8 protein-coding genes are annotated in these 14,963 nt (G+C 39.9%); 1 reads left to right on the top strand and 7 read right to left on the bottom strand.

Going from position 1 to position 14,963, the window contains the following annotated elements:
• Positions 1-5 precede the first annotated feature (5 nt).
• From ACS5PU_RS05025 to ACS5PU_RS05000, 6 genes are all read right to left on the bottom strand, one after another.
• Complete coding sequence (locus ACS5PU_RS05025; protein WP_439458180.1) at positions 6-3,215, bottom strand: SusC/RagA family TonB-linked outer membrane protein; 3,210 nt, start codon at positions 3,213-3,215, stop codon at positions 6-8.
• Between the two features lie 743 nt (positions 3,216-3,958).
• Entirely contained in the window at positions 3,959-4,945 is a 987-nt protein-coding gene (locus tag ACS5PU_RS05020; RefSeq protein ID WP_439458179.1) for a hypothetical protein, read from the bottom strand.
• A 48-nt stretch (positions 4,946-4,993) separates the two neighbouring features.
• A complete protein-coding gene (locus tag ACS5PU_RS05015; protein ID WP_439458178.1) occupies positions 4,994-6,889 on the bottom strand; it encodes a RagB/SusD family nutrient uptake outer membrane protein in 1,896 nt (631 codons plus the stop codon).
• A gap of 10 nt (positions 6,890-6,899) precedes the next feature.
• The gene (locus ACS5PU_RS05010; protein ID WP_439458177.1) at positions 6,900-10,061 is read right to left on the bottom strand and encodes a SusC/RagA family TonB-linked outer membrane protein; all 3,162 of its coding nucleotides are present in this window, start codon (positions 10,059-10,061) and stop codon (positions 6,900-6,902) included.
• A 502-nt stretch (positions 10,062-10,563) separates the two neighbouring features.
• Entirely contained in the window at positions 10,564-11,235 is a 672-nt protein-coding gene (locus ACS5PU_RS05005) for a DUF3826 domain-containing protein (RefSeq protein ID WP_439458176.1), read from the bottom strand.
• Between the two features lie 11 nt (positions 11,236-11,246).
• Complete coding sequence (locus tag ACS5PU_RS05000; RefSeq protein WP_439458175.1) at positions 11,247-12,884, bottom strand: fucose isomerase; 1,638 nt, start codon at positions 12,882-12,884, stop codon at positions 11,247-11,249.
• Between the two features lie 226 nt (positions 12,885-13,110).
• Between ACS5PU_RS05000 and ACS5PU_RS04995 the strand changes: the two genes are divergently transcribed.
• Entirely contained in the window at positions 13,111-13,980 is an 870-nt protein-coding gene (locus tag ACS5PU_RS04995; RefSeq protein ID WP_439458174.1) for an AraC family transcriptional regulator, read from the top strand.
• A gap of 43 nt (positions 13,981-14,023) precedes the next feature.
• Here the strand turns inward: ACS5PU_RS04995 and ACS5PU_RS04990 are convergent, their stop codons facing one another.
• The gene (locus ACS5PU_RS04990) at positions 14,024-14,956 is read right to left on the bottom strand and encodes a dihydrodipicolinate synthase family protein (RefSeq protein WP_439458173.1); all 933 of its coding nucleotides are present in this window, start codon (positions 14,954-14,956) and stop codon (positions 14,024-14,026) included.
• Between the last annotated feature and the right edge of the window lie 7 nt (positions 14,957-14,963).

Below are 14,963 nucleotides of genomic sequence, written 5' to 3'. Positions count from 1 at the left end.
AATGATTAAAGTCCAACATTTAAACCGAAAGAATATGTTTTAAGGGTTGGATAAGTTCCAACTGGACTGGCAAAATCCCTGTATTTACCTGGGAATGGGTTAATAAACTGAACAGGATTTGTGGCCTGTGCAAATAGCCTTATGCTTGCAATACCGATTTTTTCTGTAAACCTTGTTGGTATGGTGTAAGCTAGGTTAGCATTGGTAATACTAAGCTGCGTGGCCGATACCAACCAGAAATCGGTTGTTTCGTAAACGCTTGAAAAATATGGGTTTGGATATGCTGCACCCTGGTTCGTTGGTGTCCAGTGATCGGCCCAATAAGAAGCCCTGTTGCCGTACACGGAAGGATTGGTTCCGCTAGGTTTTAAGCCACCGATACTTGTTTTTCCTCCCCACGATAAGCCCATAACCACATTTAAGCTTAGGCCACTATAGCCCAGATTAAAGTTTAAACCTAAGTTGTTGTGGTTGTTCTGACGTGATGTAACAAACTGTCTATCTTTTGTATCGATAACACCGTCGCCGTTTACATCTTCATAATTGATCATACCTGGTTGCAGGATATCGTTTAATATTTTAACTTTTTTAGGATCGTTCTGTACTGCCGATCCGTTAATCCGCTGTGCGATAATGGCATCAGCCTCTGCCTGGTTACGGATAATACCCAACGATTTATAACCGATAACGCCTCTATCGCTAGAGTAACCGGTGTTATCATCAATAGTGCCCAGCTGGGCTGCCGATACATCATACTTGATGTTTTTATTGTCGCTCCAGGTGTAAAAAGGTGTAAAGCCATACGATAACTTACCTACCTGATCGCGGTATGATACGCTAAATTCGTATCCGAACATATTGGCCTTGGCAAAATTTTCGGTTGGTACAGCTGCGCCAATGGTAGCAGGTACCGATGAAGTTAAGGTAGATAATAAATTGTAGCCATGGGTCCAGAAATACTCTCCAGAAATGGTCAGCTTGTTTTTAAGTAAACCTAAATCAAAGCCATAATTGGTTTTTAGATATTTGTCCCAAACCACAAACTCATTTGGAATGGCAATATTGGTTTTAATGGCGATACTTCTATCAATTTCATTAAAAACTGCTCCGCCGCTGCTTCCTGTACCTAAATTGTACGAAGCCAGGTATTGGTAAGCTTTGGTAGCATCGGTACCTGTTAAACCTACAGAAGCCCTTAATTTAAACAGATCAATGAATTTGAAATTATCTTTAAAGAACTTTTCCTGAGATACTACCCATCCAGCCGAAGCTGCCGGAAAGCCACCCCAGTTATGCCCTGGCGCAAACCTCGAACTACCATCTCTACGGTATACCAGTTGCAACAGGTATTTGTTGTCGTAATCGTAATTTAAGCGGGTAATAATTGATTGAAAACCTGTTTCACTTACCTGACCTGATTGATTGGAAGTCTGCGTACCCACCGTGAAATTTTGGTATGGTAAACCACCGCTTACAATGCCTTCGGCCTGAGCGGCAACCCCTTCAGAGGAAAGCTCGCGCTGCTCGAAAAGGGCTAATGCTGATATGTTGTGTTTACCGAACGACCTGTTGTAGTTTAAGCCTGCATTAAGTTGATAATTATCGCCGAAAACTGGGTTAAGCCTAATTCTATCTCCATTTTTAATTGGGAAAACACCTTGAAGCGTGCCGCCCGGAATATGATTGTTAGCGCCTAAACCAGAATATTTGTAATAGTTAAATGTTGTACCGTACTGTTTACCGTTAGAACTGTTGATGTTTTTATTTAGTGTTGCCGTAGCGGTTAAGCCTTTCACACCGGGTATTTCGTAAGTAACTTTACCCAGCATATTCATTACATAAGATTTTGAACTGGTAAAGTTGTCTGAATTCTGGATCAGGAAAAAGTTGATGTTCTCTAAACCTCCTGTATTGCTCGCACCTAATATTACCGGATTTCCGTTGATAAAGTATTCCGACCAAGGATTAACATTTTGCAAGGTAGCCACATCGTTGTCCAAACTTTCTGAAGTACTGTTCAGTTTGTAGTAATAACTGCGTGAGGAAGATACATCGGCACTTACTGAAGCTGAAACCGTTAACCTCTTTGATAATTTAGCATCGATACTGGCCCTTAAACCATATTTGCTTGAATTAACCCCTTTAAAATTGGAGTTTTGGGTAACATAATCGCCACCCACAAAGTAAGTAACCTTATCTGTACCGCCACTGATGTTTAACGATTGGCGATAAAGGTTAGAGGTTTGAAATGCTTCTTTTAGCCAATTGTGGTTGTTCTGGGCATAATAATCAAGCTCGTCGGGTGTATTCCACTGTGTTATGGTTCTGGTAAGCTCCGGAACACCTGCAGTTTCGATATAACCATTGGCGTTTACCATTTTGTTGGTAAGCACACCTGCGCTGGTTTGCTGGTAAACCTGTGCGTTTAAGTAATCGTTTACAAAATTGCCCAGTTCAAGTCCCGACATCATGTTGGGTAGTTTCGTTGCATCAGAAAAACCTACTGAACTGCTGAAATTGATGCGCGGTGCACCGGTTTTTCCTCTTTTGGTTCTTACAATTACCACACCATTGGCACCCGAAACCCCGTAAATAGCAGCTTCTGCATCTTTTAATATGGAAACGCTTTCTACCATGTTCTGATCTAAAAGGTCGAAATCGGCCTGTGTTCTGATCACGTCATCAATTACAAATATGGGGTTTGTACCTTGCTGACTATCTTTAGAGTATACCACAGGGTTACGCACCGTAATGGTTGTGCCTTGGCCTGGGCGCTGTGTACCGCCAGAAACCGTTAGGCCTGGGGCCGTACCGCGCAAAGCTGCACTGAGTGACAGTGCTGGCACATCTTCGATGGTTTTCATGTTAACCGTTGAAACTGCACCTGTTAAGGTAACTTTTTTCTGGGTACCGTAACCTACTACTACCACATCATCTAAATTTTGGTTATCAGAAACCAGTTTTACATTAATGGAAGTTTGGGTACCTACCGGAATGGTTTGCCTGGTGTAGCCAATGTAAGAGAAAACCAGCACATCGGTGTTTGATTTTACCTGTATGGTGTACACACCGTCGGCATTGGTACTTACATTGCTTGGGATGCCTTTTAAACTCACATTTACCCCAGGTATGCCCTTCCCATCTGCCTGATCTACCACTTTACCGGTAATCTTTCGATCTTGGGCAAAGAGCATTGTACTTGCAAATAACATCATAAGCAAGGACAAAGAAATTTTGCTTAAAAAATTTAAGTTCATCTTATTATTTGGTTAGTTTTTAATTCTACTACTAGATTTTTTTGCACGGGCTTCTCAGCTGGTACTTATGTTACAGTCGTTTAATAATTGCTTGTTTTTTTGGAGTGCGTTAATCTGAGATGGAGAAAGTAGTTTTGCTTTTCTTATTATTTTTGATTTGAACAAACAGGCAAAAAAAAGCATCAGATTTTATCTCTCAGTAAAAAACCTAGAAAATAGAATTTGATGATTTGGCTCATGTTGTTTAGATCTCAGTATTTATATTTTGTGGTTAGAATGTATATTATAATTCAAAATTGCATGGAGATTAAGCTGTTTTTTGCTATTATATTGGCTAGTTATTGTATCATATTATCCAAGATAATCAGCTATACTTTACTCCAAAATGCAGTATTAAATACTAAGTACAAGGTAAGTATTAAATTCATATATAAATTAAATATTTAAATAAAAAATATTTAAAACCTGAATATTTAACATTTTGAACGTTAAAAACGTTGTTTTAACGTTTATTTTGAGGCTTTGGTAAAAGAATATTTACAAAAGAAAAGGGGCATTAAAATGCCCCTTTTACAAAAACTTATTGAAATTGTGCGGATGTATTTCGTTTTTGGTTTACATCTAAAAAAAAGAGAGCACTCGCTGCTCCCTTTTTTTGACTAACCAAATATTTGGCGGTGCTAGCCGCCGGATACAGCATTTTATCGCTGCACTTTTATACTAACATTAATGAAAGGCCTTTTCTGGAGATCGGATGTAACTGCATTAATATACAGCATGCCATATTTGCCCTCGGGCGTTAGAAAATACACGGCATTACCCGCTGCCAAACCATTGGCCGGAAGTGTTTGCGTAGTTTCGTTAAATGTAATAGCTCTTGCCTTAGCCAAAGTTTCTATAGATGAGCCCGAAATTGCCGTGGTCAGAAATGCATTGGCCTGTCCGGTAACCGGCTGACTAAATTTAGTCGTTCTTTTTGGGCTAAAGCCACTCAGATCGTAAACCGTTAAAGGATTGGTAGCTACGCTTGGCGAGTATAAATTAACTACCCAAGTTGGTGTTTGAACTGTTGAGTTGGAACCTGCTTTTCTATAAATTCCAAAATCTATCTTCGCAGCATTAGCCAATGCACTGGTGTAATTATAACCCGTTGCATCGGTAAGTGATAAAAAGCTTGGCAGCGATTTCGCTACAGTATCTGGCAAATAAATATCCCTGTTGGCGTAAATCATAAAACTTGGATTTACATCAACCGTTACTTTTTTGTATCCATCGCCAATGTAAATGCCTTTTTCGTTCAGCGCGCAAATGCGGTAGCTCTGTTTACCATCTCGAAGTGCGGCTGCCGGAAAGGTTGTGTTTGGCAGTTTAATAATTGCCGAAAAATTTCTGCGCTGGGCAGGATCGGTAATTGCAACTGTATAACGGGTTGCCTGTGCTGTACCTGCAGAAACCTCAAATATGTAAGAGTACATATCTTCTTTGGCAGAGTTAATGGTAAAATCTATCCATACCTCTTCTTTGTCGTTAATTACCTTATAATCGGTAACACAACGGGGGTCGCTATTGTTGAAAGTTACGGTTACATCTTCGAACATGTTAAATATGTTCGCCGACTCTTTTTTGCAGGATGCGAAAAGAATCAAGCATAACCCGATGAGTAACTTATTGATATATTTAGTTTTCATTATTTTAATTTTTTAATCAGATCAACTGAACATTTACACTTTAAAACACTAATCAAGCGGGTCAAAAGTACCACCGGCCCATCCAACTGTTGGCAGAATTTTGTTACCAAAACTCACAAAATCATTGTGGAAGGTATAGAAGTAATGAAACTCTGGTATGTTGTACGGCAAGTAGGTCGTGTTGGTAATAATCACATTTTTAAAGTACTTGGTGTAAGTTGCTTTATCGTTGATGTTTAAAGTTTCCCTAAATGCGGTTGTACCTCCAACAACTGTTGGATCTTCTAATACTTTTTTATCTTTTTGATCTGCTCCTACCGGAGGGTTCACTAACTGAACTTCCAATTTGGACATATTGCCAGTTAACAGGTGCATGGTGCGCGACCGTCTTAAATCTGAATTGCGTTTGTTCTCGAAAGCGAATTCAACCTGTCTTTCGTTAAGGATTAAATTACGCAATTGCGGTGTACTTCCTGCCAATGCAAGTCCATAATCCGCATCGCCCGCTACTATGCCTGCTCTTACGCGGATCTGTCTAACTAAATCCTTTGCACCTGCTATATTTCCAGTTTCATTCAAACAATCGGCATAATTCAACATTACTTCTGCAAGCCTAAGTTCAATCCAGTCCATACCGCTACCGCCACCAACAGAACTGTTGTACACAGAAGCACTCGCGGTTAAAGTAGGCGTAGAAAAACGCTTTACATATACTGCAACTCCACTGCTTTCTCCAACAGCAAGATTGTAAGTCCATTGTTTTCTGCTTGCATTTCCGCTCAAAGGATAAACTGATCCATTTGTGGCGAAGGTAGCTTCGAACCTTGGATCTCTGTTTTGCCAGAACATGGTTACATCATATGGAAAAGCGGTGGATGTATTTAATGGTTTTCCATCTTTCATTGGGTAAGCATCCAACATTTTGGTTGTAGGCATAAAGTAGGTATTTGGAAAGCCGGTATTTCCACCTTCAGATGTTGGTCTAACACGGACTTCTGTATTGTTTCCTCTATTGGGTACTGTATTTGAATAAGTTCTAACCAGTATTGCCTCTGTATTGGCTGTTCCTTCTACACGGAAAATATCCAAATAATTTGGCATTAATTTTTTGCCTGCCGCGATACACATATCGTAAGCTTCTTTGTTGGCATTTAAAGCGTCTGTCCATCTCGATGCCTGATAAGGATGTTTGGCGTCATTGGTAGGGTTAAACTGCGGACTAGCCCAATAAAATAATACTTTTGCCCTTAAACAGGTAGCAATCAGTTTGGTTATTTTGCCTCTTCCGTCAGCGTCACCCGGATTAAAGCCATCTAAAAGGATTATTGCGTTATTAAGATCGCTCAATATTGCGGCAAAACACTCTCTGGCCGGTCTTCTACCTTCATCATAAATGGTATCGGCTCCCTGAGGTGTTAGTGGTAGTGGAACGCCGCCATAAACTTTAACCAGTTCAAAGTAGGTGATGGCCCTTAGCGCATAATACTGTCCAAGTAACTCATTTTTTTTAGGGGTAAGCATGGTACTGTTAGGCAGATTCAGAATCGCATCATTACACCTGGCAATATCCCAATATTTATTATTACCTGGGTTACCGCCATAAGTATTACCGGTATACCTTACATCGTTATTTCCAAGCACACCTTGTAATCCGAGTGCTGCTTTTGCATTCGCATCACCATCAGGGAAATAGTTCTCATCGCTAGCATAATGTACACCATAACGATCGGGTGTTAACTGCAACGGAAACTGATACATGGCTACATCGTACACGCGGTTAAGGTGTAGCTGTACCGAACCTTCATTATCCCAAATGGCCTGATCGATACCGCCTGTATCTGGTAATAAGAAAAACTCATCTTTATTTACACAGGCAGGCAAAAGTGCCGCTATACTTAAAATAGCTACAGCCTTTTTTATATTGTTTTTTAATTGATTAATCATTGCTCAAAAATTATAGGTTAACACTTAATCCTAAAGATATTGTTCTTAACATCGGGTAATCCCATGCACTCGAAGTGTAAGGATCTTTGTAAGGTAAAGGGTTTACAATGGTCCAAAGGTTATTTCCTGTTAGTAGGATTCGGGCTCCGCCGATACCAAGCTTGTTGGCAAAAGCAGTTGGCGCTTTATAGCTCAAAGTCATGGTGTTGATGCGGATCATTGTTCCATCAACAGCCCAAAAATCTGAATTTATGCCTAATGATGGATCATCAAATCTAGGATATTTACCATTCATTGGATTTTCTAAGGTCCAACGGTCTGTCCAAATTGCCAAGGTATTCCTAGTTCTTGATGGAGCTGTTCTCGCTCTGCTGTCGTAGAAAATTTTACCACCAAACCGTGCATTGATATTCGTATTCAGACTAAAGTTTTTATAGGTTAAATTTAGTGTGATACCAGAAGACAAAAATGCGTTGGTATTGTTGTATAAAGGAGCTAAATCACTATCAGATATTACCCCGTCAGCATTGGTGTCTTCGTAATATAACCAGCCTGGTTGAGGAATTTTATCATAAATCCGGTAGTTAGGATATTTGGCCATCCAGGCATCTACTTCTCCTTGGGTTCTGAACATGCCCAGGTTAGTTAAACCATAATTGCTGGTATTATATTTACGTGGGTCGGTACCAAATAATTGTAAGTTGGGAAATGTATTGTTGATCAAGTTTCCTGGAGTATATAGAATCCTGTCTGTAACAGAGTTACCATAAGAGAAATTCATGCTGGCACTCAGGTTCCAATCTGTAGCAAGTTTGGCTTTATAGCCAATGCTGAACTCAGACCCCCAGTTATACAGCTGTCTGTAGTTTAATACCGGTGCCTGCGTACCAAAATATTGTGGATATTGATTGTTGGCGCCTAATTCGAAACCATCATAAACATAATTTTGGAAAGCTTCAATACTGATATCCAGCTTATTGTTAAACATAGAAGTTTCTAAACCAACGTTAATGGTTCTTTTTTTCTCCCAAGTGATATCGGGATTAGCCAGACGCGAACGGTTCAAACTATTCCCGTTTGAAGTTCCATAGATATATCCGTTGGTTACATCAATCTGAAATCTATCTTGCCATAACCGAACCCCAACCCTATCATCGCCAGTAATACCAACATTTGCTTTTAATTTTAAGAAATTGATAAAGCTAAGTGCATTACTGTTTTTAAAGAATTTTTCCTGACTCACTACCCATCCAATTCCGATATTTGGTGATACACCCCAACGGTTACCTAAAGCGAAGTTAGATGAGGCATCAATACGGGCAATACCTTCAACCAGGTATCTTTTATCAAAATCATAACTAAAACGGGCAAAACCAGAACGTTTTGAAACTGCTGTTTGATCTAAGTTTGATGCTACTAAAGTATTGATATCGTAAGCAAAAAATTGATCTACACCAGGTATCAACTGATTGGTGTAACGAACGGTCGAATTTTGTGAATTGCCTTCGCTCTGCTCGGCACCTGCCAAAACACTAAAAGTGTGTTTCGCAATGGTTTTATTGTATTGCAGCGTTAGAAAAAACTGATAGCTATTGTTATCTGTTAAACCAGGCGTGAAAGTTGAACTTGCAGCACTGGTTGGCTGAAAAGTAGGTGAAGTAGCAGTTGGTAATTGAGTGGTGAACAATTCTTGGTTATTCCCTCTTTTTACAAAATTGTACAGTGTAAAAGGCGGTACATATTGTGTGTTTTTTGAAGATCCGCTTGATTGCGAAACCTGACCACGAATGACAAGGCCTTTCAAGAACGTTGGCTCATAAGTTAATGAGGCGTTAATGCGGTATGATTTATTTGAACCATTATTATAATAGCCAGATTCAGAAATGGCTAATGGATTTATGTTAGCAGAATTTACACCGTTAACATTATAGTTGACAAATTTTCCATCAATACTAATTGGAACCCATCTTGGAACCGTTATAAGCCTTTCAAAAAAGGCTGCATCGTTATCTTGGGCGTTGTGGTGTAATTCTTTTGTGCCATAATCAACATTAAAGTTTACATCGGCCTTTAAACCGTTAGCAACAGTTGCTACTACACCACTTCTGAAAGAATACTTGTTAAATTTCATTCCTGCATAGTTTCCATTTTCACCTTGATAACTACCTCCGGCAAAAAAGGTAATCCTATCACTCCCGCCAGAAATACCAATGTTATGTCTTTGTGTGGTAGCTGCCTGCCAAACTTCGTCGTACCAGCTCTTATAGTCCAGTGTTTTGATATATTCCAAATCTTCTGGCGCAAAATATTCTGATGCAGCAGCGCCCTGAGAACGGAAGGTATCATTTAATAATAATGCATGCTCATATCCAGATAACATTTTAGGCACTTTAATCGCGTCAGAAACACCCAGATAACCATTATATGTGATGCTAGGTTTGCCTATTCTGCCTTTTTTTGTAGTAACTAAAATAACACCTTTAGCACCGGCAGCACCATAAATTGCAGCAGAGGCATCTTTTAAGAAGGTCAAATTTTCAATCATAGAGGCATCTATATTATCGAAAGCTTCTCTGGTTACCGTAATATTATCTACCACATAAAGCGGTTCATCTGTGGTACCCGCTGCAGCTGTGGTAGTAGTAGAATTTCTAATATTTAAAGTAATTGGCGAACCTGGCCGACCTGATGATTGACTTACGCCAACACCCGCAATCCTATTTCTTAGTGCACCTGCTAAATTCGGAGCTGGAACATCCTGGATTTCTGCACCGCTTATTGTTGCTACGGCACCAAGAATTTCTGATTTTTTCTTGGTTCCATAACCAATAACCACAACCGCATCTTCATCTAAGTTTTGTGCATCTTCTACAAAACTTACTGTAATATTGGTTTTACCGGCCAATGGAATAACCTGGCGCACATAGCCCACATAAGAAAAAACAAGTGCATCGGTTGAAGGATCGGCTACGAGGGCAAATTCACCTTTATTGTTGGTGCTCACGTTGTTGGTTTTGCCGCGTATGCCCACCGTTACACCCGGAACGGGCTGGCCATCCTTTTTATCAACAACCTTACCAGTAATTTGCCGCTGCTGTGCAAACAGCGAAGTACTGATAATTGTCATGAGTGCCAAAACCCAAGATAATTTGCGTAGAAATTTTAAGTTCATATTTAATTTGGTTAGTTTTTTAGTATTAATTATATCAGTTTGAATAGAGCTGACGCTGCGCCAGTGCATATTCATATATGTACGCTGCATAAAACTCAACATAAGCGGGCTTTATACAGATTAATTAATAATGTTTTCCGGTTAGGGATGGTGTTTGTTTATTTGCTTTACAGCTTGCTAGTTAGGCAAAAGAGTTAAGTAGCGTTAATTTTTGTTCTACCTAATATAATTTTTTGTTTAGGTGGCTCATATTTTTGTTTTTATGTAAGAAAATAATGTTGGTTAGAAAATATACTTTATTACTAAAGTTGTGCTTAAAATATAACTAAGGAGCTAAAAGGTAGTGAAATGTTATACCATCTTATCATGAAGGAATAACGCGCTAAACTAGAGCTACTTAATTATTTTATTCACATTACAATATAAGAATAAATTCATATATAAATGAAATATTCTTAAATAAAAAATGACAAAAAAAATTACAGTCATTTTTCAGGGCATATTAATTGCCCTGAGCCTTTGCTTTTCTACGTTTTTCCCACTCAATGCCTTCTTTTTTAAGGTCGTAGCCTGCAGCCGATAAATAATTATTGATCCGGCCTTTGTATTTCCCGAACCAGGCATGTTTCTTATCTGATGATTCGGCATCCATGGCATGTTCCCTGGCTTCGGTTAACCAAACCAAAATCTGTTTTTTCTGATCATCGGTTAAGGTTAAAATTTCTTCCTGGTAAGCTTTATAAGTAAGTGGTAGCACGCCATAGGTCATCCCGTTTTTAACACCTTCAATCTGCTCGCTGTTCAGCTGTGCGGCTAGTTTGTTCAGGTATTTTTTATGCAGTTTAGCCAATGCTGTTTCTACCGCACGGTTCTGTTTAGCTAAAGCCGAATCGCGGAGCATTTTATTGTCTTTGTTCTTTTCTTTGATTTCTTTTGCCTCAAGGTCCCTTGCGGTATAAATATCGTTAAGGTTGCTATATTGGTCTCTAATGATAACAGTTACCTTTTCTGCTTTTTTGTTATCTGTAATGCCAAGGTTAGCCACAATTTTAGCAGCACGCTCGGTAATGGTTTTGGTATAAGCCTCTTTATCGGCAACAGCATTGTTGTTTTGTGCAAATGCTGCTGTAATGGCTGAGCAGGTTAAGAGCAGGGCTAAAATCTGTGATTTCATTTTTTTATCTTTTAAATTGAATTTCTTTTTTTACTCAGGTTTACATCTCCACAGAAATGTACTTTAAGGCCAAGTTCATCCATAGCAGCCGCTTTAATGCGACAAGCCTCATGTGCGGCAGCTTCGTAATTGGTGTATACAACCTGTATGTGGTTGGCTTTGTGTCTGGCCATCAGCTGGTCGCGGCTTACTCCTTTTAAAATGGCATGCATAATTGGCCATTCGGGTGTTGTTCCTTCCCAGCGCCTTTTTGTTTCATCTGCTGGCAAAGCTACAACTTCTCCAACACCTAAATCGCAGTGTAGTTCATTGTCTGCTACAAATACCCGGCTCCAAACAATGAAACCAGGTTTGCTGATGCCTTTTAAAGAGCCTCCCCCCAACCGAAAATACATGGCAGGTTGCCTCTCGCTACTTGCGCCGGCATAGCCGTTTATAAAGTGTGCAGCCGGTGCAGCTCCCGAAATTAAAAACAGCCAAACAAAGCCGTCTATATCTACACCTTTATAGTATTCGCCCCAACGGATATCGTGCAGGGTGTTCTCCCCTGTCATGCCCAGTTCGTTCCATAAGTTGTAGGTAAGCAGGGCATCCAGTCCGGCACATTCATCTACTTCATTAAAATGCGGTAATGCTTTTTTGGCGTAAAGTTCTTTTCCGTCCAAAGCGTAAACCGGTGGGCGGTCTTCGTTATTCAGCAGGCCTTCTACTAAATCGCTGGCCACGGTTAAATCTTTTAATCCCTGTTGGTATTGTATGCCAATCGTATCGCAGGCAAATTCATCAGCAATGCGAAGGGCTGCGATATACATTTTGCACTGGGCCAAAGTTTGGTTTTTGGTTAGTTCCGTTGCCTCATCTGTTCCCCAGTTAAAAGTCATTCCTTTTTGTAACAGCCAGTTTAAAATGGCTTCTGCCTCTTGGTCGGTAACCTGCAGCATGGCGGCATAAAGCGCCGATTGACTGAGCCGTTCTTTGAAAAAACCGGTCTGATGCAGAAGTTCATCAGGTATGATAGCATTGTACATACCCATGCAGCCCTCATCAAACACGCCCATGATCACTTTTCGTGCTTTTAGCTTTTTAGCGAAAGCCCGGCCCCGTTTATCATCGGCCAAGGGTATTTTAGTTAAGTCAAAACTTTTTACATGGCTTTGGTCGTAACTTATTTTGCCCGTAGCGAGCCATTCTGCTAAGCCATCGGTAAAGAAATCATCGGTAAAATTTTCGCTCCACAAAGTGCTGTAGCTTACTTTTGCTTTTGTTAAGCAACCATTTAGGTTTAACATCCCTACCAGGCCTGGCCATTGACCACTCCAGTTGGCTACAGTTAATATTGGACCGCGGTGTGTAAAAAGCCCTGCCAGCACATGGTGCGAGTATTGCCAAACACTTTCGGCAACAATTAAAGGTTGGTTTGGATCGATATTGTTAAAGATATCCATCCCCATTCTCTGCGAGTCGATGAAGCCGTGTTTTTTGATTGGATTATAAGCATGGGCACGTTTAACCGTCCAGCCAAACTGCTCAATTGCGGTTGTTAATTTCTGCTCCATTTCGAGTTGGGCAGCCCAGCAGTTCTGGTTTGCCGAAAGCCGTAAATCGCCGCTCGAAACCAATAGAATTTCCCCCTGTTTAGCTTGTCTCATAATTTATTAATGAACAAATAATTTATATAAAAATAATTTGTCAGTTTGTAATTTGGTCAGGCCTTTGCGGCTATATACAAAACTCAACAATGAAAAACACAATTTTTTGATGGTTTTTATCAAATTAATATAGGATATTATCATTATACTGCCTAAATTAGGCCTGTTGTACACAGGCTTTTGCAAAACGGCGTGTGGCAACACTAACCAAATATTAAGCATCCCAATGAAACCTCATTTTCATAAAGTTCCCGTTACGTTACAGAGTTCTTTCAGTATCCGTCATGATATTAAGCCCGATTTTGGTAACATTTGGCATTACCATCCTGAGCTCGAATTGCATTATGTTATTAAAGGTGAAGGTGTACGGTTTATAGGCGATAACATCAGTAATTTTGTGCCAGATGAGATGGTGCTTTTGGGCGAAAACCTGCCCCATACCTGGCGCTGTAAAGACGAATATTTTCAGGGTAATCCTGATCTTACCACCGAAGCAATGGTGATCCATTTCCTGCCCGATTGTTTGGGTAAATTCATGCTTACACTACCAGAGGCCTACCTGATTCCGAAGTTGTTTGAAAAGGCCAAAAGCGGTATGGTGATTAAAGGTAAGGCGAAAGATAAATTGGTTGATTTGATGCGCGAAGCGATCGATGCAACTAATTTGGATAGGATTATTATTCTGCTTTCTATATTGAAAACACTGGCAGAAACAGATGAGTATACCACCATTGTAACAAGTAAAAACACCTTTTACCAGAGCAATGAATCTGAAACACTCCGCATCAATAAAATCTGCAATTATACTTTAAGTAATTATAAAAAGGATATTACCCTTGAGGAAGTGGCTTCGTTAAGTAATTTAAGCGTGACCTCTTTTTGCAGGTATTTTAAACTGATGACCAAAAAAACCTTTTACGATTTCCTGATTGAGATTAGGGTAAGCCATGCCTGTCGTTTTCTGATAGAAAATAAACTGCCTACTGAAATGATCTGTTTCGATTGCGGTTTTAATAACGTATCCAATTTTTACAGACACTTTAAAAAGGTGACGGGTATGACGCCTTTGGATTATAAGCGTAAGTATTTGAATTAATAGACCTCGCAGGTTTTTAAAACCTGCGAGGTCTAAAACAGAACTATATAAACACCTCAATATTTAAGTCGCTTCTTAAAGCGCTGTAATCATCAAACAGCTTTTCCACTTCTTTAACAACAGTTGGCGTAAAAGAACCTACGTTCCTACGCGTAAAAGTTGAAATTTTTAATCCTCTTTTTTGTAGGAAATATTTAGATACCACCGGATAAACGTTGTGCATCACGTCCATATTATCGATTAAAAACTGTTGTACAACCTGTACTTCGTCTTTTAACGCGTTGTCATTGTAATGGTCGCAAAGCCAAACAATCAGCTCTGGGAAATAATTGCCCTGAATGCAGGATAAACCGGATGATCCGGCCTTTAACGATTCTACCGCATGAACAATATAGGCATCGTACAGTCCAAAAGCCTGACCTGCGGTAAGCTTCAGTTTTTCTTTGATCTGGGGCAGATCCAGGCAGGTATCTTTATGGTAAATTACCCTTCCCGTAGCTACAAAATCAGCTAGCTGCTGTGGTTTTAAAACTTTTTTATAAGGTACCGGGCACTCATAAAAGCCGATTGGGATGTTGCTAGTTTGATTAAACAGATCGAATACCCGATCGTTAAAAACCTCATCAGATTCGCTTTCATCAGCCAATAAACTGGTAATCGCAATTACTGCTTCCACGCCTGCATCGCTCACTGCTTTTACAAAATCGGCCTGTTTGGCAATCGGTCCGCCAAAGGTACCCGTAGCTACCACTGGCACAGCACCATCTACCACTTTAATCACGTGTTTTATGGCGGCTATCCGTTCCTTATCGCTCAGTTCGAACATTTCGCTCGAAAGGCAATTGGCAAATAAACCCGATGAACCAGCCTGCAGGTAAATTTCTGTAAGTTGTGTAAGCGCTGGATAATCAATATTTCCGTCGCTTAAAAAAGGCGTGAGCATAACCGGGATGAACCCTTTTTGTGAGTTTTCCATTTTATCT

Source organism: Pedobacter sp. GSP4 (assembly GCF_051857575.1).
Taxonomy (GTDB): Bacteria; Bacteroidota; Bacteroidia; order Sphingobacteriales; family Sphingobacteriaceae; genus Pedobacter.
This window is presented reverse-complemented; position numbering and strand designations above follow the sequence as displayed.

What these genes read in the sequence shown, in the direction of transcription:
- ACS5PU_RS05025 (WP_439458180.1), bottom strand. Translation starts at nt 3,215, where the DNA reads ATGATGTTATTTGCAAGTACAATGCTCTTTGCCCAAGATCGAAAGATT.
- ACS5PU_RS04990 (WP_439458173.1), bottom strand. Translation starts at nt 14,956, where the DNA reads ATGGAAAACTCACAAAAAGGGTTCATCCCGGTTATGCTCACGCCTTTT.
- ACS5PU_RS05010 (WP_439458177.1), bottom strand. Translation starts at nt 10,061, where the DNA reads ATGAACTTAAAATTTCTACGCAAATTATCTTGGGTTTTGGCACTCATG.
- ACS5PU_RS05000 (WP_439458175.1), bottom strand. Translation starts at nt 12,884, where the DNA reads ATGAGACAAGCTAAACAGGGGGAAATTCTATTGGTTTCGAGCGGCGAT.
- ACS5PU_RS05015 (WP_439458178.1), bottom strand. Translation starts at nt 6,889, where the DNA reads ATGATTAATCAATTAAAAAACAATATAAAAAAGGCTGTAGCTATTTTA.
- ACS5PU_RS04995 (WP_439458174.1), top strand. Translation starts at nt 13,111, where the DNA reads ATGAAACCTCATTTTCATAAAGTTCCCGTTACGTTACAGAGTTCTTTC.
- ACS5PU_RS05020 (WP_439458179.1), bottom strand. Translation starts at nt 4,945, where the DNA reads ATGAAAACTAAATATATCAATAAGTTACTCATCGGGTTATGCTTGATT.
- ACS5PU_RS05005 (WP_439458176.1), bottom strand. Translation starts at nt 11,235, where the DNA reads ATGAAATCACAGATTTTAGCCCTGCTCTTAACCTGCTCAGCCATTACA.